The organism is Nitratireductor sp. ZSWI3, assembly GCF_024655565.1.
Classification (GTDB): domain Bacteria; phylum Pseudomonadota; class Alphaproteobacteria; order Rhizobiales; family Rhizobiaceae; genus Nitratireductor.
In genome coordinates this window covers 1-22355 of sequence record NZ_JANKOF010000048.1, presented here as the reverse complement: position 1 = coordinate 22355, position 22355 = coordinate 1, and the positions used below count along the sequence as shown (strand labels likewise).

Here is a 22355-nt window from a genome sequence, read left to right as displayed (position 1 = left end):
TTTTCGCCGTTTCAAGAAGAACGTAAACCAGATTCGGACAATCCCCTGAATCGCAACATGTTTTTTCGCAATCTCGGCGCTCTTTGGCAACGCGGGGGCTAAACGGTCCGGGCGATCAGACCTTCCAGCGTGCGCAGCATGAGGGCGATGTCCTGCGGGCGCGACAACCGGTGGTCGCCGTCGCTGATCAGCGACAGGGTCACGTCGTCGGCCGGCAGGTGCTCGGTCAGCCGCATCGCATGCGCGTAGGGCACGTCGGGGTCCGCCTTGCCCTGCAGGATGTGGACCGGGCAGTGCGTATCGATGATGCCGTCGAGCACCCGGTTCCGCCGGCCGTCGTCGAACAGGGCTTTCGTATAGATGTAGGGCTCGTCGGAATATTCGGACGGCTCTTCCATATATCCTTTCTCTTCCAGTTCGCGCCGGTGGGCGTCGCCGAGTTGCGGTTCGACGAGCTCCATTGTGAAGTCGGGCGCTGGGGCAATCAGCAACAGGCCGGCCAGGCGCCACCCTTCGCCGGCCTTGTGCAGCTCCTGCACCATGCGCAGCGCGATCCAGGCCCCCATGGAAGACCCGACGAGGATCTGCGGGCCGGCGCTGAACGCGCGGAAAACCGCCAGGCTCTCGGCCAGCCAGCGCGAGATCGTTCCGTCCATGAAGGCCCCGCCCGATTCGCCATGGCCGGAATAATCGTGCCGGAGAAAGGCGTGGCCGCTGTCGGCGGCCCAGGCGTCGAGGGCCTCGGCCTTGGTTCCGAGCATGTCCGAACGGTAGCCGCCAAGCCAGACGACGCCCGGCGTGCGGCCCGCGCGCTGGCGATAAGCGATCGCCGCGTCGCCGACATCGAGGAAGCTGGGCGGGATGCTGGACATGGTCTCTTTCCTCTCGGTTTGCCGATCTGCAATATATGCCGAACGCGCGGCGTGATTCTTTTGCCCTTATATGCTATTGACACTTCGCCTGCCGAGACGACATACGCCTCGGCTCGGCGGCTTTGCCGCAAAACCGATGGTTCAACAACTCGAGGAGACAACGACCATTCGCAGACCATTCAAAGCGCAGCCTCAGGTCAAGGAAGGCCCGCGCGCAAACCGCGACATCCGGGTTCCCCGGGTGCAACTGATTGACGATGACGGCACCAATCGCGGCGTGGTATCCATCGAGGAGGCTCTGGCAGCCGCTGAGGACGCCGGTCTCGACCTCGTTGAAATCGCTCCAAATTCCGAACCGCCCGTCTGCAAGATCACCGATCTTGGCAAGATGAAGTATCAGAGCCAGAAGAAGGCCGCTGAAGCACGCAAGAAGCAGAAGACCATCGAGATCAAGGAGATCAAGATGCGTCCGAACATCGACACCCACGACTATGAGGTGAAGATGAAGGCCGTGCGGCGCTTCTTCGAGGAGGGCGACAAGGTGAAGCTCACCCTGCGCTTCCGCGGCCGCGAAATGGCACATATGGAACTCGGCATGCAGCTTTTGAACCGCGTGCGCGAGGAGGTGGAACCGATTGCCAAGGTCGAAGCCGAACCGAAGCTCGAAGGCCGTCAGATGATGATGGTTCTGGCGCCGCGCACGTGACATAGCGCCTCCGGGCGCCTCCGGTGCGCCCGCCCGGGCGCACGCATCCCCAGCAACCACCCTGCAAGGCTCAAGCCCGTCGCCAGGTTGCGAATTGCCGGACGCCGGCGGTTCACAACCTGGCGAAGGCGCGCCCTGCCACACCGCCCCCAAAAGCGCCGCAATCGCGCTCTACCGGCGATGCAACACGGTCGGTCGGGGTTTCTTCCACATGCGGATTTACAGGATCGCTCTGGGGCAGTTTCAGCGGCTGCGCATCGCCAGTTTCTGGCTCATCGCGGCGATCCTCGGATCGTTCCTGCTGTTCATCCACTCCGGATGGGAACATCCCAATCCGGGGTCCTACGACATCGAAGAGCTCATCGAGCTTTCCGGGCTTGGCCTCATCGGCATCGCCATTCTCGGGCGGCTGTGGTGCACGCTTTACATCGGCGGACGGAAATCCAGCGAGCTGGTGCAGGACGGGCCGTACTCGATGACCCGCAACCCGCTCTATTTCTTCTCCACCGTCGGCGCGGTCGGCGTCGGCGCGCAGACCGGCAGCATCGTCATCGCCCTGATTTGCGGCTTCCTGACGGCGCTGATCCTCAGCCTCACGCTGCAGCGCGAGGCGATCTTCCTGCGCGAGCGTTTCGGCGCCAGCTTCAACGCCTATGCCGAACGGGTCCCGGCGTTCTTCCCCGACCCGAGGCTGTTCAGCGACCCGCAGACCCTGTCGATCCTGCCGCAGCGCCTCTACCGGACCCTTCTCGACGGACTCGTCTTCTTTCTGGCCATGCCGACCTTCGAGTTGATCGAGCATCTGCAGGACCGGGCGCTGCTGCCGATCCTCCTGCGCATGTATTGACGGCGGCAGCGGCCGCCCACGTCGCGCAAAACAACAGTTGCGCGGAAGCCGGCGCGCCGCTATAAGGCCGCTTTCCCGAACCGGCCGGCAGGGCATGCCGAGGCGGTTCTTAATGCTGACAGGGTTCAGATTGCGCGTGGGCCGGCAATGCCGGACAACGCGACCGCGTGACGGCCGATCGGGCGTGCAGGCGGAGGCGGGAAGCGGCGCGACCCGCACTGGACCGAATGAACGGAGAAGCAAAATGCCCAAGATGAAGACGAAGTCTTCGGTCAAGAAGCGGTTCAAGGTGACCGCGACCGGCAAGGTGAAGGTCGCCGCCGCCGGCAAGCGGCACGGCATGATCAAGCGTTCCAACAAGTTCATCCGCGATGCGCGGGGCACGATGGTTCTTTCCGATCCTGACACCAAGATCGTGAAGAAATTCATGCCCTACAGCTTCTGATCGGCAGAACGGAACAGACTTAAGGAGATCATGCCATGGCACGCGTGAAGAGGGGCGTTACCGCCCACGCCAAGCACAAGAAGGTCATGAAAGCCGCCAAGGGCTTCTACGGCCGCCGCAAAAACACCATCCGCATCGCCAAGCAGGCGGTCGAGAAATCCCTGCAGTATGCCTATCGCGATCGCAAGAACCGCAAGCGCAATTTCCGTGCGCTGTGGATCCAGCGCATCAACGCTGCTGCCCGTGAGCACGGCCTGACCTATGGCCGCCTGATCGACGGTCTGAACAAGGCCGGCATCGAGATCGACCGCAAGGTGCTGGCCGACATGGCCGTGCACGAGCCGCAGGCTTTCGCCGCCCTCGTCGGCAAGGCGAAGGAAGCGCTCGTGTATCTGAAAGACACGACGCCGAACGCTTTTGAAAGCGCTGTCGCCTAAGACCAGCGCTTCCCAAGCTTTCGAAAACTGCTATTTGGGAAACCCGCGCTGGCAGGGCCGGCGCGGGTTTTTTCATGGACGCGCATCCGGCCAACATCGCGGAGAAATTCGGGAAAATCGATGAGCGAACTCGACGAACTGGAAAAGGCCATCGCAGGCCAGATCGCCGCAGCGGCGGACGAGCAGGAGATCGAAGCCGTCCGCATTGCCGCCTTGGGCAAGAAGGGCTCGGTCTCCGAGCGGCTGAAGACGCTGGGCACGATGACGCCCGACGAGCGCCAGGTCATGGGGCCGGCCATCAACGGGCTGAAGGCGCGCATCAGCGAGGCACTGACGGCACGGCGCGCCGAGCTGCGCGACGCGGCGATCAACGCCCGTCTGGAGCGCGAGACGGTGGACGTGACCCTGCCGGTGCGGCGCCCGCCCGCCGAGCGAGGCCGCATCCATCCGATCAGCCAGGTGGTCGACGAGATCACCGCGATCTTCGCCGATATGGGCTTCTCGATCGCCGAGGGCCCGGACATCGAAACGGACTATTATAATTTCACCGCGCTGAATTTTCCCGAAGGCCACCCGGCGCGCGAGATGCACGACACGTTCTTCTTTCCGGCGGACGAGACGGGCGAGCGCAAGCTTTTGCGCACGCACACCTCGCCGGTGCAGATCCACACGATGGAGAAGCAGAAGCCGCCGATCCGCATCGTCATTCCCGGCAAGACCTACCGGCAGGATTCGGATGCCACCCATTCGCCGATGTTCCATCAGCTCGAAGGGCTGGTGATCGACAAGACGGCGAACGTGGCCAACATGAAGTGGGTGCTGCAGGAGTTCTGCAAGGCGTTCTTCGAGGTTCCGCATCTCAACATGCGTTTCCGCCCCTCCTTCTTTCCGTTCACAGAGCCGAGCCTCGAGGTCGACATCCAGTGCGACCGGTCGCAGCCGGGCGAAGTGCGTTTCGGCGAAGGCAACGACTGGATGGAGATCCTCGGCTGCGGGATGGTGCACCCGAACGTGCTGTGCAATTGCGGGCTCGATCCCGACGAATACCAGGGATTTGCCTGGGGCATGGGCATCGACCGCATCGCCACGCTGAAATACGGCATGCCTGACCTGCGCGACTATTTCGACGCCGACGTGCGCTGGCTGGAGCACTACGGCTTCCGCCCGCTCGACCTGCCGACGCTGTTCGGCGGTCTCAGCGCGTAAGGAGGAAGATCGATGAAATTCACCCTCTCCTGGCTCAAGGATCATCTTGAGACCGAAGCGACGCTCGACGAGATCGTCGAGACGCTCACCATGATCGGCCTCGAGGTCGAGGACGTGGACGACAAGGCGGCGCTGAAGCCCTTCGTCATCGCCAAAGTGCTGACGGCGGAGCAGCATCCCGATGCCGACCGCCTGCGCGTGCTCTCGGTCGACACGGGCGCCGGCCAACCGGTGCAGGTGGTCTGCGGGGCGCCCAACGCCCGCGCCGGCCTGATCGGCGCCTTCGCAGCGCCCGGCACCTATGTGCCCGGCATCGACGCGACGCTGTCGGTGGGCAAGATCCGCGGCGTGGAAAGCCACGGCATGATGTGCTCCGAGCGCGAGCTGCAGATGTCCGACGAGCACGACGGCATCATCGATCTGCCCGAGGATGCGCCCGTGGGAGCCTCCTTCGCCGGCTGGGCGAAGCTCGACGATCCTGTGATCGAGATCGGCCTGACGCCGAACCGGCCGGACTGCACCAGCGTCTACGGGATCGCCCGCGACCTTGCGGCCGCCGGCCTCGGCAAGCTCAAGGACGATCCGATCGTCCCGGTTCCCGGAAAGGGCGATTGCCCTGTCGAGGTCACCATCGAGGCGCCGGAGCTTTGCCCGGGCTTCGGCCTGCGCATCGTGCGCGGCGTGAAGAACGGCCCGTCGCCCAAATGGCTGCAGCAGCGGCTGACGGCGATCGGCCTCAGGCCGATCAATGCGCTGGTGGACATCACCAACTACGTGACCTTTGATCGCGGCCGCCCGCTGCACGTGTTCGACGCAGCCAAGGTGAAGGGCGATCTCACCATTCGCCGCGCCAGGGACGGAGAGACGGTTCTGGCGCTCGATGAGCGGGAATACACGCTGACCCCGGAAATGTGCGTCATCGCCGACGAGGACGGCGTCGAATCCATCGCCGGCGTGATGGGCGGCGAACATTCCGGCTGCGACGAGAACACCACCGACGTGCTGATCGAATCGGCGCTCTGGGATGCGATGAACATCGCGCGGACCGGACGCGACCTCGGCATCATCACCGACGCGCGCTATCGTTTCGAGCGCGGCGTCGATCCCGAGATGATGGTGCCCGGCCTGGAGCTGGCCGCGCGGCTCGTTCTCGAGCTGTGCGGCGGCGAAGCGAGCGGGAACCGCATCGTCGGCTACCGCGGCTACACGCCACGCACCATCAGCTTCCCCACCGCCGAGGTGAAGCGCCTGACCGGCCTCGACGTGCCGGCGCAGGAAAGCATCGCCATCCTTGGCCGGCTTGGCTTCGCCTCGACCGGCAGCGGCGAGACGGTGGAGGTTTCCGTACCCTCCTGGCGGCCGGACATCGACGGCAAGGCGGATCTCGTCGAAGAGGTGATGCGCATTCACGGCGTCAACGAGATCGCGCCGGCGCCGCTTCCCTCGCATGGGGCCGTGAACGGGCCGATCCTCACCGTGCTGCAGAACCGCACGCGTTCGGCGCGCCGGGCCCTTGCCGTCAGGGGCATGATGGAGGCGGTCACCTGGACCTTCATCGACGAGAGCCAGGCGAATCTGTTCGGCGGCGGCGACGCGAAGCTGAAGCTCTCCAATCCGATCGCCGCGTCCATGTCGGACATGCGGCCTTCGCTGCTGCCGGGGCTGATCGCCGCCGCGCAGCGCAACGCCGCACGCGGCTTTGCCGACGTGGCGCTGTTCGAGGTGTCGAGCACCTATGAGAGCGACGCCTATGAGGGGCAGCGGCGCGTTGCCGGCGGCATCCGCCGCGGCACGGCGGGGATGGACGGCGCGGGGCGCCACTGGTCGGGCAACAGCGCGCCGGTCGACGTGTTCGATGCCAAGGCCGACGCCATCGCCGTGCTGGAGGCCTGCGGCGCGCCGGTCGACAAGCTCCAGATCGTCGCAGGAGGGCCGGAGTGGTACCATCCCGGCCGTTCCGGCACGATCCGGCTCGGACCGAAGATCGTGCTCGCAACCTTCGGAGAATTGCATCCGCGCACGCTGGAGGCCCTCGATGCCGACGGGCCGATCTGCGGCTTCGAGGTCTTCATCGACGCCATCCCCGAGCCGAAGGCCAAGGCGACGCGCACCAAGCCGCGTCTCGATCTGTCGCCGTTCCAGCTGGTGCGGCGCGACTTCGCTTTCGTCGTCGACCGGACGGTGGAGGCGGCCAGCATCGAGCGCGCCGCCTCGGCCGCGGACAAGAAACTGATCACCGGCGTGCGCGTGTTCGACGTGTTCGAAGGCGCTTCGCTCGGTGAAGGCAGGAAGTCCGTCGCGATCGAGGTGTCGATCCAGCCGCGGGAGAAGACCCTGACGGACGAGGATCTCGAGGCGCTCGCCGGCCGCATCGTCGACAATGTCGGCAAGCAGACCGGCGGGACATTGCGCGGCTAGGCAGGAGACGGGCTGAACGAGGGCGGCGGCGGATTTCCGCCGCCCGCCCCGGCAAGCGGGCCTACCCGGCTTTTCATCCATCGCCGATACGCAGATTCAAGGACGCTGTAGTCGTCTGACCCAAACGGATGGGTCCCCATCTGTCAGGATCGCACCACTCGGGTGCGCCCGGAAACACAGGAGAAGCGCATGTTCCGCTGGGGAATTCTTTCCACCGCCAAGATCGGCCGCGAGCAGGTCATCCCGCAGATCCAGGATGCCGAGAATGGCGTGGTGACGGCGATCGCCAGTCGGGACGAGGCGAAAGCGCGCGCGCTCGCCGCGCGTTTCGGGATCCCTCACGTCTTTTCCTCATACGAGGCTCTGGTGAACTCCCCGGAGGTGGACGCGGTCTACATCCCGCTGCCGACATCCGACCATGTCGCCTGGGCGATAAGGGCGGCAGACGCGGGCAAGCATGTGCTGGTCGAAAAGCCGCTCGCATTGAACGCCAGGGACATCGCCCGCGTGATCGAGGCCCGGGACCGGAACAATGTCGTGGTCTCGGAAGCGTTCATGGTGACCTATCACCCGCAATGGCTGAAGGTGCGCTCCCTGATCGGCGAAGGGGCGATCGGCCGCCTGCGCCACGTGCAGGGCGCGTTCTGCTATCACAACATCGATCCTGCCAACATGCGCAACAAGCCGGAGCTGGGCGGCGGCGGGCTGCCGGATATCGGTGTCTACCCGATCGTGACGACCCGCTTCGCCAGCGGCATGGAGCCGCACCGGGTGCAGGCGGCAGTGGAGCGGGACCCGGTGTTCGGAACCGACATCTATGCCAGCGTGAAGGCCGACTTCGGCAGCTTCGAACTCACATTCTACGTGGCGACGCAGATGGCGCTGCGCCAATCGATGGTTTTCCATGGAGAAAGCGGGTTCATCGAGGTGGAAGCCCCCTTCAACCCGCCCAATTACGGCGATGCGCGTGTGGTGGTGCACGACGCCAGCCACTCCGTCGCATCGGTCTACCGTTTCGCCGGTGCACGGCAATATCGCCTGCAGGCCGAGGCCATCGCCCGGGCGGCGCGCGGCGAGGACGCCGCGATCTTCCCGCTTGAGGATTCGGTCAGGAACCAGAGGCTGATCGACGCGATCTACCGCGCTTCGGAGCACGAGGGCTGGGAGAACGTCTAGATATTCTCCTTTTTGAGGTTGCCTGGCTGCAAAAGGCTTCGGCCGTGCGGCACGCCTGCCGCCTTTCCGGGAGCGCCTCGCCGTCGAAGAACACATGCCGCCCGACGCGCCCCAGGGACCTGAGCCGAAGCGCCCAAGGCGGCCTGGCATAATCGGCATGGTAGTGCATCGCATCGCCGGCCACGGACGCGGCCTCGAGCCAGGCTTGCGACCGGCTGGCGCCGGACAAGACGGACCTTGCCAGCGCCAAAGCGGCGGTCCAGGCAGCCGGGTCATCGGGCACCAGCTCGGCCTTCGTGCAGGCAAAGGAGAACTGGCAGCGACCGGCCCAGCGCGCGTTGTGGAAGACGACGCCGCAAACGGTTTGCGGATACCGGGGTGATCGGACCCGGTTCAGCACCACCAGGGCGACGGCGTGCCTGCCCGTCTCCGTTTCGCCGCGCGCTTCGTGATAGAGGGCCAGCGCCAGGCAGACACTCTCATAGCTCCGCAGAATACCGGTGCCCGCCGCGCGCCACGAGGGTGTCGAGGCGGGCGGTTGAGCCAGCGATGCCGTGACCAGGCCCCCGAGCAACAATGCCCGAAACAGTGCGGTTTCTCCCCGCCCACAGCGCCGTGCGTCCATCCGGACGCATAAAGGACGCTGCAAGTCTTTGATCTGCCGTCTCCCCATGGGAGCGGCGGAGAGGCCCCATACCGACAGGCTGTCGCACAACGCGCCGTGGTTCAAATCACCATTGACTTATGTTTTCTGCAAATCCCGCTTGTGCAGGGGCAACCGCCCTGGGCCGATGACCCAAATCCCGTCTTGCGTATGAAAAGCCTCATTCTTATATACGCCTCGATGCCGTTCGGCGTGTTTCTGTCAGGAACCGTGCCACGGCAAATTCGTGTAAACAGGGGCTGTCATCGGGAACGCCGACATGGGTCCTGACAGTCTGCTTAGCGGAGAGAAGACATGGCAAAAGTTATCGGTATCGACCTCGGAACGACGAACTCCTGCGTTGCCGTTATGGACGGCAAGGACGCCAAGGTGATCGAGAATGCCGAAGGCGCGCGTACCACGCCGTCGATCGTGGCTTTCACGGATTCCGACGAGCGGCTGGTTGGCCAACCGGCGAAGCGCCAGGCAGTGACCAACCCGGAAAACACCCTTTTTGCGATCAAGCGCCTGATCGGCCGACGCTATGACGACCCGGTGACGGAGAAGGACAAGAAGCTTGTCCCCTACAAGATCGTCAAGGGCGACAATGGCGACGCCTGGGTCGAGGCCGGCGGCAAGAAGCAGTCGCCCAGCCAGATCTCGGCGATGATCCTGCAGAAGATGAAGGAAACGGCGGAAGCCTATCTCGGCGAAAAGGTCGAGAAGGCCGTCATCACCGTTCCGGCCTATTTCAACGACGCGCAGCGCCAGGCGACCAAGGATGCCGGCAAGATCGCCGGTCTGGAAGTGCTGCGCATCATCAACGAGCCGACCGCGGCGGCACTCGCCTACGGCCTCGACAAGAAGGACGGCAAGACCATCGCCGTCTACGATCTGGGCGGCGGCACGTTCGATATCTCCATCCTGGAGATCGGCGACGGCGTCTTCGAGGTCAAGTCGACCAACGGCGACACCTTCCTCGGCGGTGAAGACTTCGACATGCGCCTGGTCGAATACCTGGCGTCCGAGTTCAAGAAGGAACAGGGCATCGACCTGCAGCAGGACAAGCTTGCCTTGCAGCGCCTGAAAGAGGCTGCCGAGAAAGCGAAGATCGAATTGTCCTCGTCCTCGCAGACGGAAATCAACCTGCCCTTCATCACGGCCGACCAGTCGGGCCCGAAGCATCTGACCATGAAGCTGACGCGGGCCAAGTTCGAGAGCCTGGTCGATGATCTGGTGGCGCGCACGGTCGAGCCCTGCAAGGCGGCGCTCAAGGATGCCGGCCTGAAGGCCGGAGAGATCGACGAGGTCGTTCTGGTCGGCGGCATGACCCGCATGCCCAAGGTGCAGGAGACGGTGAAGACCTTCTTCGGCAAGGACCCGCACAAGGGCGTCAACCCGGATGAGGTGGTGGCCATGGGCGCCGCCATCCAGGCCGGCGTTCTGCAGGGCGACGTGAAGGACGTGCTGCTGCTCGACGTCACGCCGCTGTCGCTGGGCATCGAGACGCTGGGCGGCGTGTTCACCCGCCTGATCGACCGCAACACGACGATCCCGACCAAGAAGAGCCAGGTCTTCTCGACCGCCGAGGACAACCAGAGCGCGGTGACCATCAACGTGTTCCAGGGTGAGCGCGAGATGGCGGCCGACAACAAGAGCCTCGGCCGCTTCGACCTCACCGGCATTCCGCCCGCACCGCGCGGCGTGCCGCAGATCGAGGTGACCTTCGACATCGACGCCAACGGCATCGTCAACGTCTCGGCCAAGGACAAGGGCACCGGCAAGGAGCAGCAGATCCGCATCCAGGCTTCCGGCGGCCTTTCGGACGAAGACATCGAGAAGATGGTCAAGGACGCCGAGGCGAATGCCGACGCCGACAAGAAGCGGCGCGAGGCTGTCGAGGCCAAGAACCAGGCCGAGGCGCTGATCCACTCGACCGAGAAGTCGCTCAAGGACTATGGGGACAAGGTCTCCGACGATGAGCGCAAGGCGATCGAAGACGCCGTCACGGCTCTGAAGACCGCTCTCGAGGGCGACGACGCCGAGGACATCAAGGCCAAGACCACGGCGCTTGCCGAGGCATCCATGAAGCTCGGCCAGGCCATGTACGAGGCCAGCCAGGCGGAGGCCGCCGAGAACGACGCCCAAGCCGATGCGAAGGCCGCGGGTGACGACGTGGTCGACGCGGACTTCGAGGAGATCGACGAGGACGACAAGAAGTCGGCCTGACCGGTCAGCCACAGCGACAAGCAAAGCCCGGGCCCCCGCGACCCGGGCTTTGCTTTCATCGCTTCTTAAGCCTCCCCCGGTAGCGTGGCCGCCAAACCAACGAGCGGAAGGCTGGGGGGCCGTGACCCGTTATCGACTGTTCGAGATCTGGCGCCTCGTGGCGGCGCTGCTGATCATGCTTTACCATTTCGGGCATTTCGCACCGGAGGCGAGCCTCTGGGTGAAGGACGAATTGTCGGTCCTGCGCCCGTTGCTGGACATGTTCTTCATCATGTCAGGCTTCCTGATCTTCGACCGGTATGGCGAGGAGGTGCGCGACGCGCGCAGCTATCTCGTCTATCTCGGCAAGCGGCTGGCGCGGCTCTATCCGCTGCATCTCGCCACGCTGTCCTATTTCGTCCTGGTCGGGCTTGCCGTCCATTTCGGCCTTTTGCGCAGCGGCGGCGAACCGCAGCTCTTTCAGTGGGATACGCTTCCCGCGCAGATTCTGCTGATCCAGGCCTGGGGCGTGCAGGACACGCTGACCTTCAACTTCGTCTCCTGGTCGCTGTCGGCCGAGTGGTTCGCCTATCTCCTGCTGCCCTTGATCATCCTCGCCCACCGCATCGGCGGGCGATTCGGCCTCGCGGTCCTGCTGCTTCTGTCCTATGCGGCGCTGGAAGCCATGGTGCGAACCGGCGTCATGCCGTTCGAAAGCTGGGTGCAGGCCGATACATGGGGCGCTTACCGCACCTTCGCGGATTTCGTCCTCGGCGCCTTTCTGGCGACCCTGGTGAAAAGCTCGCCCTGGCGGATCGCCTCGCGCACATCGGCATGGCTGGCGATCCTCCTGGCCTGCGCGACGATGGTGCTGCGGCTCGACATCTATGTGACGCTGGCCCTTCTCGGCGCGGCCGTCTTCCTCGGCGGGCTGGTCGAGCGCAACGATCCCGACCGCTACACTTATCCCGCCTTCCTGCGTCCGGCGGCCGCCGTTTCCTTCGGCATCTATCTCTGGCATCCGGTGACGGAGAGCCTGCTGCTTTCCTTCGTGTGGAACCAGTACATCGCCTCCCCGTCGAGCGCCGTGTTCTTCGCCTACACGGGTTTTGTGATGCTGGTGACGGTGTTCGTCGCGATTGCTTCCCTGCGCTTGTTCGAATCCGTCCTGGCCGGCACCATCCTGAAAGCGCTGGGCCTCACCCGGGCGGCGCGCTCCTCCGGCAGCGCCGCACCGATCTGAGCTCTGCCGCAACAAGCCGAAAAGATGCGTTTGCGGGCCAAGCTGCAACTGGCAATCTGCCGCAAACTATGGCATTCGCTCTCTCGAATACCTAAATAGCGCACACTGATCGGGGACGGTGCGTGCTCCAATAAGACCATGCAGGACTCATTTATGAAGGCAGATTTTTACGAGACGCTCAGCGTGTCGAGAAACGCCGACGAAAAAGAACTGAAAAGCGCGTTTCGCAAGCTTGCCATGCGGTATCATCCCGACCGCAATCCAGGCGACGACGAGGCCGAGCACAAGTTCAAGGAAATCAACGAGGCCTATGAGACGCTGCGCGATCCGCAGAAGCGCGCGGCCTATGATCAGTTCGGCCATGCCGCGTTCGAGAATGGCGGCATGGGTGGGCGTGGCGGCTTCGGCGGCGGCGGGTTCGCCGATATCTTCGAGGACATCTTCGGAGACATGATGGGCGGCGGCCGGCAGCGCCGCAGCGGCCGGCAGCACGGCGCGGACCTGCGCTTCAACATGGAGATCACCCTCGAAGAGGCGTTTACCGGCAAGACGGGCCAGATCCGCGTGCCGACGGCCGTCGCCTGCGACGAGTGCTCCGGTTCCGGCGCCAAGCCCGGCACAACACCGACCAGTTGCCCGATGTGCCACGGTTCGGGACGCGTGCGCGCCGCTCAGGGCTTCTTCTCGATCGAGCGGACCTGCCCGCAGTGCCAGGGGCGGGGTGAAACGATCTCCGATCCCTGTCCGAAATGCTCTGGCCAGGGACGCGTCGCCGAAGAGCGTTCCCTTTCGGTCAACATCCCGGCCGGCATCGAGGACGGCACCCGTATTCGGCTTGCCGGCGAGGGCGAAGCGGGCCTTCGCGGCGGCCCGTCCGGCGATCTCTACATCTTCCTTTCCGTCAAGCCGCATGAGTTCTTCCAGCGCGACGGCGCGGATCTTTATTGCAAGGTGCCCATCTCGATGACGACGGCGGCCCTTGGCGGCTCCTTCGAGGTGGCGACGCTGGATGGAACGCAGACCCGCGTGAAGGTGCCGGAAGGCACACAGAACGGCCGTCAGTTCCGCCTCAAGGGCAAGGGCATGCCGGTGCTGCGCCAGCCGCAGATCGGTGATCTCTACATCCAGGTGGCGGTGGAGACACCGCAGAACCTGACCCGCAAGCAACGCGAGCTTCTGGAGGAGTTCGAACGCATCTCCTCCAAGGAGAACAGCCCGCAATCGGCCGGCTTCTTCTCCCGCATGAAGGATTTCTTCGAATCCTTCGGCGAATAGGCGAAGCGTGATAAGAAGGGGCTCCGGGGGCTGTTTGTGGGGGAATTGCAAACGGCGGACGGATCCTGCCCGCCTGCTCGTTTGGCGCATTTGAGATTTGCGAAGGAGGAACCGGGAAGATGAGCAGCAAGGGTTTGGATGTGCGCAAGGCGATCACGGACCGCTTCGGTGACGAATTGCGCTTCTTCCGAGGTTGGATCGACCAGCCCAAGGCCGTCGGCTCCATCATCCCGACCAGCAGCATCACGGCGCGGCGCATGGCTTCCGTCATCGACACGCGGTCGGGACTGCCCGTGCTGGAGGTGGGGCCCGGCACAGGCGTCATCACCAAGGCCATCCTGGCGCACGGCGTCAAACCCGAAAACCTCTACGCGGTCGAATATTCGGCCGATTTCGTGAAGCATCTGCGCGCGTGCTATCCCGGCGTGAACGTGATCGAGGGCGACGCCTTCGATCTGGACGGCACCCTGGGCGAGGGCGCGCCGGAGCTTTTCGACAGCGTCATTTCAGGCGTTCCGCTGCTCAACTTCCCGGTGGCGGCCCGCGTCGGCTATCTGGAAAGCCTGTTGCGGCGCATTCCCGAAGGGCGCCCCGTGGTGCAGCTCACCTACGGTCCGAAATCGCCGATCCCGCCCGGGCGCGGCGACTACACCGTCGAACATTTCGATTTCATCATCCGCAACATTCCCCCGACACGGCTCTGGGTCTATCGCCGCGCCAAGCACTGAGCGAGGAGACAGGACACGCCGTCGTCGAGCACCTGCCGTGGGCGCCGAAGGCTCGCCGGGCAGCGCAGCACGCCGTCCTTCCGCCTGCCGAGCCGATCCGACGCGCAAGGCATTGATCAATGCCGGCATTGCTTATACCCCTCTTTGCAACATGAGGAGCTTGCCTGATGACCCCCAGAATCCTGGTCTTTGCCGGATCGATCCGCACCGGCGCCTACAGCGGACAGACCGCCGATGCGGCTATGAAGGAGCTGGCGCAGCAGGGGGCCGAGGTGACCCGCATCTCGCTGGCGGATTACCCGCTGCCGATCATGGACCAGGATCTGGAGAAGGAAAAAGGCGTTCCGGAAAACGCCTACCGGCTCGGCCGGCTGATCGCCGCCCATGACGGCGTGCTGATCTGCAGCCCGGAATACAACGCCTCGATCCCGCCATTGCTCAAGAACACGATCGACTGGATCAGCCGCCTGTCCAAGGACGAGGGCAAGCCCCTGCGCCCGTGGGTCGGCAAGGTGGTGGGCCTCTGCTCCTCCTCCGACGGCAATTTCGCCGGCATACGCGGGCTCTATCATCTGCGCGCGGTTCTCATGAACTGCCGTGCGGAGATCGTCACGCCGCAATGTTCGGTGCCGCGTGCCCAGGAGGCTTTCGACGCGGATGGAAACTTCAAGGAAGAGCGCCTGCGGGGCATGATGGAAGGCGTCTGCCGCGCGGTGATCGAACGGGCGAAACTGCTGTCCATGCGGGTGGAGGCATGACCATGGCGGACACGATACGCGACCGGCTGATCGTCGGGCTCGACGTGCCGACGCTGACCGATGCCGACCGGATCGTGGCGGCTCTCGGTGATACGGTCTCGTTCTACAAGATCGGCCATCAGCTCGCCTTTGCCGGCGGGCTGAGCTTCGCCCGCGAGCTCGCCGGCGCAGGCAAGAAGATCTTTCTCGACATGAAGCTTCTCGACATCGACAACACGGTGGCGAAGGGTGTCGAAAACATCGCCCGCATGGGCATGACCATGCTCACCATCCACGCCTATCCGAAGGCGATGCGCGCGGCGGTGAAGGCCGCCGAGGGCTCCGGCCTGACCCTGCTTGGCGTGACGGTGCTGACCTCGATGGACGACACCGACCTGAAGGAGGCCGGTTATGCCTGCGGCGCGCGGGAGCTCGTGGTGATGCGCGCCCGCCAGGCGCGCGACGCCGGCATGGGCGGCATCGTCTGCGCCTCGACCGAGGTTGCGGAGGTGCGCGCGCTGGCGGGGCCGGAGATGGCTCTGGTGACGCCGGGCATCCGCCCGGCCGGTGCCGACCATGGCGACCAGAAGCGCGTGATGACCCCTGGGGAAGCGATCCGCGCCGGCAGCACGCATCTGGTGGTGGCCAGGCCGATCATTGCGGCGGACGATCCGAAGGCAGCGGCACTCGCCATCCTCAACGAGATGGCGGCGGCCGGATAGCCAAAGGCCGCCGGAAGCATGGAAAGAAGGAGGGAAGGATGCCCAAGGGATACTGGATCGCTCATGTCGATGTGCGCGACCCCGAGCGCTACAAGGATTATGTAGCGACGGCAAAGCCCGCTTTCGAGCGCTATGGCGCGCGGTTTCTGGCGCGCGGCGGCAATTGGGAAAGCTTCGAGGGCATCGGCCGCGCCCGCAACGTGGTGATCGAGTTTCCCTCGCTGGAGGCCGCGCGGGAATGCTACAATTCGCCCGAATACCAGGCGGCGAAAGCGATCCGCGCGACCGTCGCCGAAGCCGATATGCTGATCGTCGAGGGTATCGCGGATTGATCACCCGTCCCTGCCCGACGGGAGCCCGTGCGCCCTTCCGGACGCACAAGGACGCGCAATCTTCTTATCTTTCCGCACTCATGCGGACGTCCGGTGTTTCCGCCTGACCGCCTGATGCCATACGCCATTCGCTCATACCGGACGGGAGATGCCGCCGCCCTGGCGGCCGTTGAAGCGCGCGCCGCGCAGCTCTTTGCCGCGCATGGGCATGCCTCGATTGCAGCCACCCCGGCGATGGAGCCCGCGGCCTTCGACCGCCTGGCGCGCGCCAACCGGACCTTCGTCGTCGAACACCGCAGCAAAGGGCCGGTCGGCTTTGCGATTGCCGGCCCTGTCGGCGCTTTCCTGCATCTCAAGGAACTCTCCGTCGATCCGGCGCACGGGCGGCGCGGCCTCGGAGCCGCCCTGCTTGCCGCGGCCATCGCGGAGAGCCGCGCGCTGCGTTTTGCCGGCGTCTCCCTCAGCACCTTCCGCGACGTTCCCTTCAATGCGCCATTCTATGCCCGCCATGGCTTTGTCGAGCTGACGGTCGAACAGGCTCCCGACGCGCTGAAACAGCGATTCCATGCGGAGATTCCCTTGGGGATCGATGCCGAAACGCGGGTTTTGATGCTGCGTCGCAACAGACAAACGCCGGCATCGAAGCCAAAAAGCTCATAAGAAACAACTTCTTGCATCGCTCGGCACAGTGCCGACGATACGGGATGTCGCCCTTCTATTGCAACGCAGCAAAAGTCGTTTAGTCTGGTGGCCGAAGAATGACCAAGGCTTTGCCGCCGCGCTTCCGGCCCGCCATGCGGCGCAAGCCTGAGCGAGGGTCGGTCCAGGAAAATCAGGCGATGTATTATCAGCTCTATGAATTCAACCATGCGGCCTTACAGCCGGCACGGGCCTATGCCGATGCCGTGCGGCTTTTTTACAGCAATCCGTTGAACCCTTTCGCGCAGACGTTTTTCGGCCGCTCGCTGGCGGCCGCCGCAGAACTCTTCGAACGCAGCACGCGCCGCTACACCAAGCCGGAGTTCGGCCTAACCGAGACCAGCGTCAATGGTGTGCGCGTCGCGGTGCGCGAGCAGATCGTCTGGTCGCAGCCCTTTTGCGATGTGATCCATTTCAAGCGCGACCTGCCTGCGGCGGCCCGGCGCGGCCCGAAGATCCTGATGGTCGCCCCGATGTCCGGCCACTATGCCACCCTTTTGCGCGGCACGGTGGAAACGATGCTGCCCTACGCGGACGTCTACATCACCGACTGGGCGGATGCCCGCACGGTTCCGCTGTCCGATGGCTCTTTCGATCTCGACAGCTATATCGACTACATCATCGAGATCCTTCAGCATCTCGGCCCGGACACGCATGTGATGGCGGTCTGCCAGCCTTCCGTGCCGGTTCTCGCGGCGGTCGCGCTGATGGAAGCGCGCGGCGACGATGCGGTGCCGGCCAGCATGACGCTGATGGGCGGCCCGATCGACACACGCCAGAACCCCACCGCCGTCAACAAGCTGGCGGAAGAGAAAGGCATAGAGTGGTTCCGCGAGAACGCCGTGATGCCGGTGCCGTGGCCCAACCCGGGCTTCATGCGTGTGGTCTATCCCGGCTTCCTGCAGCTTTCCGGCTTCATGAGCATGAATCTCGACCGCCACATCACCGCCCACAAGGACTTCTTCATGCATCTGGTGAAGAACGACGGCGACTCGGCCGAGAAGCATCGCGACTTCTACGACGAATATCTGGCCGTGATGGACCTGACCGGCGAGTTCTATCTGCAGACGGTCGAGACCGTGTTCATCCGCCACGACCTGCCGAAAGGGCAGATGAAGCACCGGGGCGAGCCGGTCGACCCGGCGGCGATCCGCCGTGTCGCGCTGCTGACGGTGGAAGGCGAGAACGACGATATCTCCGGCGTCGGGCAGACCAGGGCGGCCCACGATTTGTGCGTGAACATCCCCGCCGAGATGCGCCACCATTATCTGCAGCCCACCGTCGGCCATTACGGCGTCTTCAACGGGTCGCGTTTCCGCTCCGAGATCGCACCGCGCATCCTGGACTTCATGCGCAGCAATCCCGGCAGGAAGGCCGGGGCGGCGGCGCCCGCCGCGACGGCACCCTCGGCTCCGGCCACCGCCGAGGCCGCACCGGCCGCACCAGTCGCACCAGCCACCGGCCAGACAGCATCGAAGCCGGTCGCCGCCAGCCCGAAGCCCGCCCGCACCCCGCCCAAGGGGAGGCCGACCGGGAAAGCGCCGACGGTGCGGCGGGGCGGGCGCAAGCCGGCCTGATCCCCGGGAGCAGCGTCCAACCCTTGCATTTCAGCAACAGCCAGCCGTGAAACTCCTCCTTTTGCGGTAGGCACGGTAACCATCTTGATAAGTTTGCCGGCGTGGCAATTGACAGCGGCCCACTCCCTTTCTTAACGTTTCATTAACGATAGAAAGAAGCGGGGAGTGGCATGATGGCTGCTTGGCGGGGTGTCTTCCGCAACCGGGGATTATTGTGCCTATGGATGGCGATTGTCTGGAGCGCGGTACCCGCGTCTGCGGACAATCTGATGACGATCGGCGGGCTGACGTCCCAGCCGATCGGCCATTACGAGTTCTGCAAGGCCAATCCCGGCGAATGCTCGGTGCGCATACGCGATACCGGGCCCGAGAGAATGACCAAGGCGCTCTGGGAAAAGCTCGTTTCCGTCAACAGCACGATCAACCGCGCCATCAAGCCGATGAACGACATCGACATCTATGGCCAGGAGGAGGTGTGGACGTTTCCCTCAACCGGTGTCGGCGATTGCGAAGACTATGTTCTTGAAAAGCGACGCGCCCTCAGCCGCAGCGGGGTGTCCCTTTCCAATCTCCTGATTACCGTCGTGCGCAAGCCGGACGGCGAAGGGCATGCGGTGCTGACCGTCAGGACCGATCGCGGCGACTTCGTGCTCGACAATCTGACCGATGCCGTGAAGCTGTGGACCGCCACGAACTACCGCTATCTCAAGCGGCAGGCGAGCAACAACACCGGCCACTGGGTGAGCCTGCGCGCCGACAACGCTCCCGTGGTCGGTGCGGTCAGCCAGTAGCGGAGCGCTCCGCAATCGGCCCGTTCCGGGCAGCGGAATGCTGCGCAGATGTTTGCCGAGGTCGTCATGCCCTTTGGCGGCAAGCATGCGCCGACACCATCGCCGTGCACGGCGTCCTGATCTGCTCGGCGCATCAGGGGAGCAGCTTACCTTCTCGTCCTTCGGTGGCCGCTTCTCCGCCACCTTCTTCACGATCCAGTCAAAGGCTTCCTCTGACTGGTCGGTCTCCAGTTCGCAGGCGGCCTCGCGGAACTTGTCTAGTTGCTTTTTTGATTTCTCATCGGTCATAATGCGACCCTATCATGCCCCACACCTATTTAGCATTTATCGATGAGTCCGGCGATGACGGCCTGAACAAACCATTTCGAGACGTAGGCAATGCAGGCGGCTCATCAAAATGGCTGGTCATTTCCGCCTGTCTTTTTCGCAAGACGCATACTCTCGACGCAGTACGTTGGCGCGATGAGATTTGCGCCAAGATGCCGGAGCGGAAATCCCGTATCCTTCACTTCGCGAAGCTTAGTCACGGCCAGAAGCTTGCAACTGTGCAAACCATCGCGACAAAGCCCTTACGTGCGATAAGCGTATTAGCTGCAAAAGAGCCCATTCCAGAAGGAGTCTACACCGACAAGAACCAGCTCTACTTCTATATGACACGTTATCTAATTGAGCGCCTTTCCTGGCTCTGCCGGGATCACCGGCCCAATGCCCCCGAAGGAGACGGGCGGGTAGCAATTACGTTCTCTCGACGTGGTGGAATGCAGTATGACGAATTCCAATCATATCTTGAGCGCCTAAAAGCCGACGAGTCAGGTGAAGTCCGAATCCATTGGCCGGTTATCGACATTGATGCCGTTACAGCTTCGGACCATAGTCGAAGCGCTAGCCTGCAATTAGCCGACGCCATTGCTTCAGCTTTTGCGGCGGGTTTTGAACCGGACCGCTACGGAAATTGCGAACCGCGATACGCGGAGACGCTGAAACCCATCACATACAATCGGAAGAAGAATTATCTAAGCTATGGCGTAAAACTAGTGCCGACGCATGACGATTGCGGGCTGAATTCACAGCAGCAGAAAATGCTTGAAGTCTGGAAATAGATCGGCAGCCCCCCGGCCCATAATTGCGATCTCTCGCCTGCAAGTCTTGCGACTGCTTTGGGTTGTTCCGGCGCATGGCTGCCTAAGCACCATATAGCATTGTTCTGGTTCCGTTTCAACGTGTTTCACAAAAAAATGCTGTCGAATCAAATTGTTGCAGTGATGCCCTCGTGAAACACACTGTGAAACAGCTAACTCATTGAAAGAATCCGCATTTTTCTCACCCTCATCGAGGCTGCCGAAAACGCCAGAAAGGAAATGAGAGTTGGACCGGCTTGCGACGGCAACTTGCCTTCGCCTCAATTAGCTCTCCAAATGCGGTGCGCCAGAAACCACGCCTTCTTGTAAATGACTTCAAGAACGCGATGAAGCTGATGAGCGCTGATGCCCTTCTTGCTGGAGCACATCAGATGAACCGCCTGCAGCCACTTGTGAAGCGGTAGGTGGCTTTCCTCGAATCCGTGCACCGGCCACGCGGTAGGAGATCGCCTCTGCCAGATGGATGCGTCCGACCTTCTCCGCCTCGTCCAGATCCGCCAGTGTCCGCGCCACCTTCAGCACGCGGTGATAGGCGCGCGCGGAGAAGCCGAGCTTTTCGCTCGCATCGCGGATCAGCGTGATGCCGTCCGCATCGAGGGCGACGATCTCCTCGATCATCGCCGCCGAGCAGGCGGCGTTCGTCGTCCAGCCGGGCAGGCCCGCCGCCGCATAGCGTTGCTGCTGCAGGGAGCGGGCACGCGCGACACGCGCGGCAACGGTCGCGCTCGGTTCCGTGCGGCCGACGCCGATCAGGTCCCCGGCCGTGACAGCGGGAACATCGATCCGCAGGTCGATGCGATCGAGCAGCGGCCCCGAAATGCGCGCCTGGTAATCGGCCTGGCAGCGCGGCCCTCGGGAACACCGATGGCCCGGCTCGCCGGCCATTCCGCAGCGACAGGGGTTCATTGCGGCGATAAGCTGGATGCGCGCCGGGTAGCTCACCCGGTGGTTGGCACGGGCGATGACGCATTCGGCCGTCTCCAACGGCTGTCGCAGGGAATCGAGAACCTGCGGCGTGAATTCCGGCAGCTCGTCCAGGAACAGCACGCCGTGGTGGGCGAGCGAAGCTTCCCCGGGCCGGGCCCTCAGCCCTCCGCCGACGATCGCCGCCATGGAGGCCGAATGGTGCGGCGCGCGGAACGGCCTGCGGTCCGTCAGCCTGCCATCGGCCAGCTCGCCGGCGATGGAGGCGATCATCGAGACTTCCAGCAGTTCCTTCGGCGCGAGCGGCGGCAGAATGGACGGCAGGCGTTGCGCCAGCATCGATTTGCCGGCACCGGGCGGGCCGATCATCAGCAGATTGTGGCCGCCTGCGGCCGCCACCTCCAAGGCACGTTTGGCCGTTTCCTGCCCCTTGATCTCGGCCAGATCCGGCCACTGGCCGGGCGGCGGCCCCATCGCCGGCTCCGGCCGGCTCATCACCTGCGTGCCGCGGAAATGATTGGCGAGCGCGATCAGGCTGCGCGGCGCCAGAATGTCGATCTCGGCGCTGGCCCAGGCCGCCTCGGAACCGCAGGCATGCGGGCAGATCAGGCCCTTTCCCATGGCATTGGCCCCGATCGCCGCCGGCAAAACGCCGTTGACGGCGGCAATGGTCCCGTCGAGCGAGAGTTCACCGAGCACCACATAGCCGGCGAGCGCATCGCCGGGGACCGCTCCCAGCGCCGCCATCAGGCCAAGCGCGATCGGCAGATCATAGTGGCTGCCCTCCTTGGGCAGATCGGCGGGAGCCAGATTGACCGTCACCTTCTTGGGCGGCATCGACAGACCGGAGGCATGAAGCGCCGCCTGCACGCGCTCGCGGCTCTCGGCCACCGCCTTGTCGGCAAGGCCGACGATCTGCATGCCCATCTTGCCAGGCGCTATCATGATCTGGACGTCGACCGGAACGGCCTCGATCCCCTGGAATGCAATCGTACGCACACGCGAAACCATATCGCTTCCCCCTGCCGCGCCTCGTCCGCGCGATCTTTCATCCCCTGAACCCGCGCGCCTGCACCCCTGACACGAGTTGCATCACGAAATACAACCGCATTGAAGCAGTTTTGATCGATCAGATCAAGAACATTTCGGGAACAATCGGACGCTCGGGTTGCGCGCAGGTTGTGGCGGGTTGCAACGCCGGAACAAAAGAAGACGCCCGGCCGTGATCGG

Annotated in this window: 20 protein-coding genes and 2 pseudogenes; 18 read left to right on the top strand and 4 right to left on the bottom strand. The window is 63.9% G+C overall.

Annotated features, from left to right (window positions below; translation table 11 throughout):
• Window positions 1–98: 98 nt before the first annotated feature.
• Window positions 99–872 (bottom strand): carboxylesterase, encoded by a 774-nt coding sequence (locus NUU27_RS15075; RefSeq protein ID WP_257762945.1) that lies wholly within the window; start codon window positions 870–872, stop codon window positions 99–101.
• Between the two features lie 166 nt (window positions 873–1038).
• Here NUU27_RS15075 and infC point away from each other — a divergent pair, with 166 nt between their 5' ends.
• From infC to NUU27_RS15040, 7 genes are all read left to right on the top strand, one after another.
• A complete protein-coding gene (gene infC, locus NUU27_RS15070) occupies window positions 1039–1578 on the top strand; it encodes a translation initiation factor IF-3 (protein ID WP_257762961.1) in 540 nt (179 codons plus the stop codon).
• Between the two features lie 211 nt (window positions 1579–1789).
• Window positions 1790–2425, top strand: a complete 636-nt coding sequence (locus tag NUU27_RS15065) for an isoprenylcysteine carboxylmethyltransferase family protein (protein ID WP_257762944.1) — start codon at window positions 1790–1792, stop codon at window positions 2423–2425.
• Between the two features lie 244 nt (window positions 2426–2669).
• Window positions 2670–2870: a 50S ribosomal protein L35 gene (rpmI, locus tag NUU27_RS15060; RefSeq protein ID WP_257762943.1), complete on the top strand. Its 201-nt coding sequence runs from the start codon at window positions 2670–2672 to the stop codon at window positions 2868–2870.
• A 35-nt stretch (window positions 2871–2905) separates the two neighbouring features.
• On the top strand, window positions 2906–3307 hold the full coding sequence (gene rplT, locus NUU27_RS15055) for a 50S ribosomal protein L20 (RefSeq protein WP_257762942.1): 402 nt from the start codon (window positions 2906–2908) through the stop codon (window positions 3305–3307).
• Window positions 3308–3427: 120 nt separating this feature from the next.
• Window positions 3428–4513 carry a phenylalanine--tRNA ligase subunit alpha gene (gene pheS, locus NUU27_RS15050; protein ID WP_257762941.1) on the top strand — a complete coding sequence of 362 codons (1086 nt, stop codon included), beginning with the start codon at window positions 3428–3430 and terminating at the stop codon, window positions 4511–4513.
• Between the two features lie 12 nt (window positions 4514–4525).
• On the top strand, window positions 4526–6931 hold the full coding sequence (gene pheT, locus NUU27_RS15045) for a phenylalanine--tRNA ligase subunit beta (protein ID WP_257762940.1): 2406 nt from the start codon (window positions 4526–4528) through the stop codon (window positions 6929–6931).
• 189 nt (window positions 6932–7120) lie between these two features.
• Window positions 7121–8107, top strand: coding sequence for a Gfo/Idh/MocA family protein (locus tag NUU27_RS15040; protein WP_257762939.1), 987 nt, complete (start codon window positions 7121–7123; stop codon window positions 8105–8107).
• Here NUU27_RS15040 and NUU27_RS25575 read toward each other — a convergent pair.
• On the bottom strand, window positions 8040–8732 hold the full coding sequence (locus tag NUU27_RS25575) for a cell wall hydrolase (RefSeq protein ID WP_374567011.1): 693 nt from the start codon (window positions 8730–8732) through the stop codon (window positions 8040–8042). The two genes, NUU27_RS15040 and NUU27_RS25575, sit on opposite strands and share 68 nt — an antisense overlap.
• A gap of 333 nt (window positions 8733–9065) precedes the next feature.
• Here NUU27_RS25575 and dnaK point away from each other — a divergent pair, with 333 nt between their 5' ends.
• The 11 genes from dnaK (at window position 9066) to NUU27_RS14985 (ending at window position 20162) form a co-directional block, all read left to right on the top strand.
• Entirely contained in the window at window positions 9066–10979 is a 1914-nt protein-coding gene (gene dnaK, locus NUU27_RS15035) for a molecular chaperone DnaK (RefSeq protein WP_257762938.1), read from the top strand.
• 121 nt (window positions 10980–11100) lie between these two features.
• Window positions 11101–12201, top strand: a complete 1101-nt coding sequence (locus NUU27_RS15030; protein WP_257762937.1) for an acyltransferase — start codon at window positions 11101–11103, stop codon at window positions 12199–12201.
• 153 nt (window positions 12202–12354) lie between these two features.
• Window positions 12355–13476: a molecular chaperone DnaJ gene (gene dnaJ / locus NUU27_RS15025; protein ID WP_257762936.1), complete on the top strand. Its 1122-nt coding sequence runs from the start codon at window positions 12355–12357 to the stop codon at window positions 13474–13476.
• Between the two features lie 119 nt (window positions 13477–13595).
• Window positions 13596–14204, top strand: a complete 609-nt coding sequence (pmtA, locus tag NUU27_RS15020) for a phospholipid N-methyltransferase PmtA (protein ID WP_257762935.1) — start codon at window positions 13596–13598, stop codon at window positions 14202–14204.
• A gap of 167 nt (window positions 14205–14371) precedes the next feature.
• The gene (locus NUU27_RS15015; RefSeq protein ID WP_257762934.1) at window positions 14372–14962 is read left to right on the top strand and encodes an NADPH-dependent FMN reductase; all 591 of its coding nucleotides are present in this window, start codon (window positions 14372–14374) and stop codon (window positions 14960–14962) included.
• A gap of 2 nt (window positions 14963–14964) precedes the next feature.
• The gene (gene pyrF / locus NUU27_RS15010; protein WP_257762933.1) at window positions 14965–15663 is read left to right on the top strand and encodes an orotidine-5'-phosphate decarboxylase; all 699 of its coding nucleotides are present in this window, start codon (window positions 14965–14967) and stop codon (window positions 15661–15663) included.
• Window positions 15664–15701: 38 nt separating this feature from the next.
• Window positions 15702–15995: a DUF1330 domain-containing protein gene (locus NUU27_RS15005; RefSeq protein WP_257762932.1), complete on the top strand. Its 294-nt coding sequence runs from the start codon at window positions 15702–15704 to the stop codon at window positions 15993–15995.
• Between the two features lie 114 nt (window positions 15996–16109).
• Window positions 16110–16655 (top strand): GNAT family N-acetyltransferase, encoded by a 546-nt coding sequence (locus tag NUU27_RS15000; RefSeq protein ID WP_308219971.1) that lies wholly within the window; start codon window positions 16110–16112, stop codon window positions 16653–16655.
• Window positions 16656–16834: 179 nt separating this feature from the next.
• Window positions 16835–18271, top strand: coding sequence for a polyhydroxyalkanoate depolymerase (locus NUU27_RS14995; RefSeq protein WP_257762959.1), 1437 nt, complete (start codon window positions 16835–16837; stop codon window positions 18269–18271).
• A gap of 224 nt (window positions 18272–18495) precedes the next feature.
• On the top strand, window positions 18496–19062 hold the full coding sequence (locus tag NUU27_RS14990) for a transglutaminase-like cysteine peptidase (RefSeq protein WP_257762958.1): 567 nt from the start codon (window positions 18496–18498) through the stop codon (window positions 19060–19062).
• Between the two features lie 302 nt (window positions 19063–19364).
• A complete protein-coding gene (locus tag NUU27_RS14985; protein ID WP_257762931.1) occupies window positions 19365–20162 on the top strand; it encodes a DUF3800 domain-containing protein in 798 nt (265 codons plus the stop codon).
• A 305-nt stretch (window positions 20163–20467) separates the two neighbouring features.
• On the opposite strand, the pseudogene NUU27_RS14980 reads toward NUU27_RS14985, so the two are convergent.
• Together NUU27_RS14980 and NUU27_RS14975 are read right to left on the bottom strand one after the other, a co-directional pair.
• Window positions 20468–20620, bottom strand: a pseudogene (locus NUU27_RS14980) (IS1595 family transposase); the annotation flags it as partial.
• Window positions 20619–22136: pseudogene (locus NUU27_RS14975) on the bottom strand (YifB family Mg chelatase-like AAA ATPase); the annotation flags it as partial. The pseudogenes NUU27_RS14980 and NUU27_RS14975, both read right to left, overlap by 2 nt.
• Window positions 22137–22355 lie beyond the last annotated feature (219 nt).

Bases quoted from the DNA above. Each gene is read 5' to 3' on its own strand.
- NUU27_RS15075 (WP_257762945.1), bottom strand. From the start codon at position 872: ATGTCCAGCATCCCGCCCAGCTTCCTCGATGTCGGCGACGCGGCGATC.
- NUU27_RS15065 (WP_257762944.1), top strand. From the start codon at position 1,790: ATGCGGATTTACAGGATCGCTCTGGGGCAGTTTCAGCGGCTGCGCATC.
- rpmI (WP_257762943.1), top strand. From the start codon at position 2,670: ATGCCCAAGATGAAGACGAAGTCTTCGGTCAAGAAGCGGTTCAAGGTG.
- rplT (WP_257762942.1), top strand. From the start codon at position 2,906: ATGGCACGCGTGAAGAGGGGCGTTACCGCCCACGCCAAGCACAAGAAG.
- pheS (WP_257762941.1), top strand. From the start codon at position 3,428: ATGAGCGAACTCGACGAACTGGAAAAGGCCATCGCAGGCCAGATCGCC.
- pheT (WP_257762940.1), top strand. From the start codon at position 4,526: ATGAAATTCACCCTCTCCTGGCTCAAGGATCATCTTGAGACCGAAGCG.
- NUU27_RS15040 (WP_257762939.1), top strand. From the start codon at position 7,121: ATGTTCCGCTGGGGAATTCTTTCCACCGCCAAGATCGGCCGCGAGCAG.
- NUU27_RS25575 (WP_374567011.1), bottom strand. From the start codon at position 8,732: ATGGACGCACGGCGCTGTGGGCGGGGAGAAACCGCACTGTTTCGGGCA.
- dnaK (WP_257762938.1), top strand. From the start codon at position 9,066: ATGGCAAAAGTTATCGGTATCGACCTCGGAACGACGAACTCCTGCGTT.
- dnaJ (WP_257762936.1), top strand. From the start codon at position 12,355: ATGAAGGCAGATTTTTACGAGACGCTCAGCGTGTCGAGAAACGCCGAC.
- pmtA (WP_257762935.1), top strand. From the start codon at position 13,596: ATGAGCAGCAAGGGTTTGGATGTGCGCAAGGCGATCACGGACCGCTTC.
- NUU27_RS15015 (WP_257762934.1), top strand. From the start codon at position 14,372: ATGACCCCCAGAATCCTGGTCTTTGCCGGATCGATCCGCACCGGCGCC.
- pyrF (WP_257762933.1), top strand. From the start codon at position 14,965: ATGGCGGACACGATACGCGACCGGCTGATCGTCGGGCTCGACGTGCCG.
- NUU27_RS15005 (WP_257762932.1), top strand. From the start codon at position 15,702: ATGCCCAAGGGATACTGGATCGCTCATGTCGATGTGCGCGACCCCGAG.
- NUU27_RS15000 (WP_308219971.1), top strand. From the start codon at position 16,110: ATGCCATACGCCATTCGCTCATACCGGACGGGAGATGCCGCCGCCCTG.
- NUU27_RS14995 (WP_257762959.1), top strand. From the start codon at position 16,835: ATGTATTATCAGCTCTATGAATTCAACCATGCGGCCTTACAGCCGGCA.
- NUU27_RS14990 (WP_257762958.1), top strand. From the start codon at position 18,496: ATGGCGATTGTCTGGAGCGCGGTACCCGCGTCTGCGGACAATCTGATG.
- NUU27_RS14985 (WP_257762931.1), top strand. From the start codon at position 19,365: ATGCCCCACACCTATTTAGCATTTATCGATGAGTCCGGCGATGACGGC.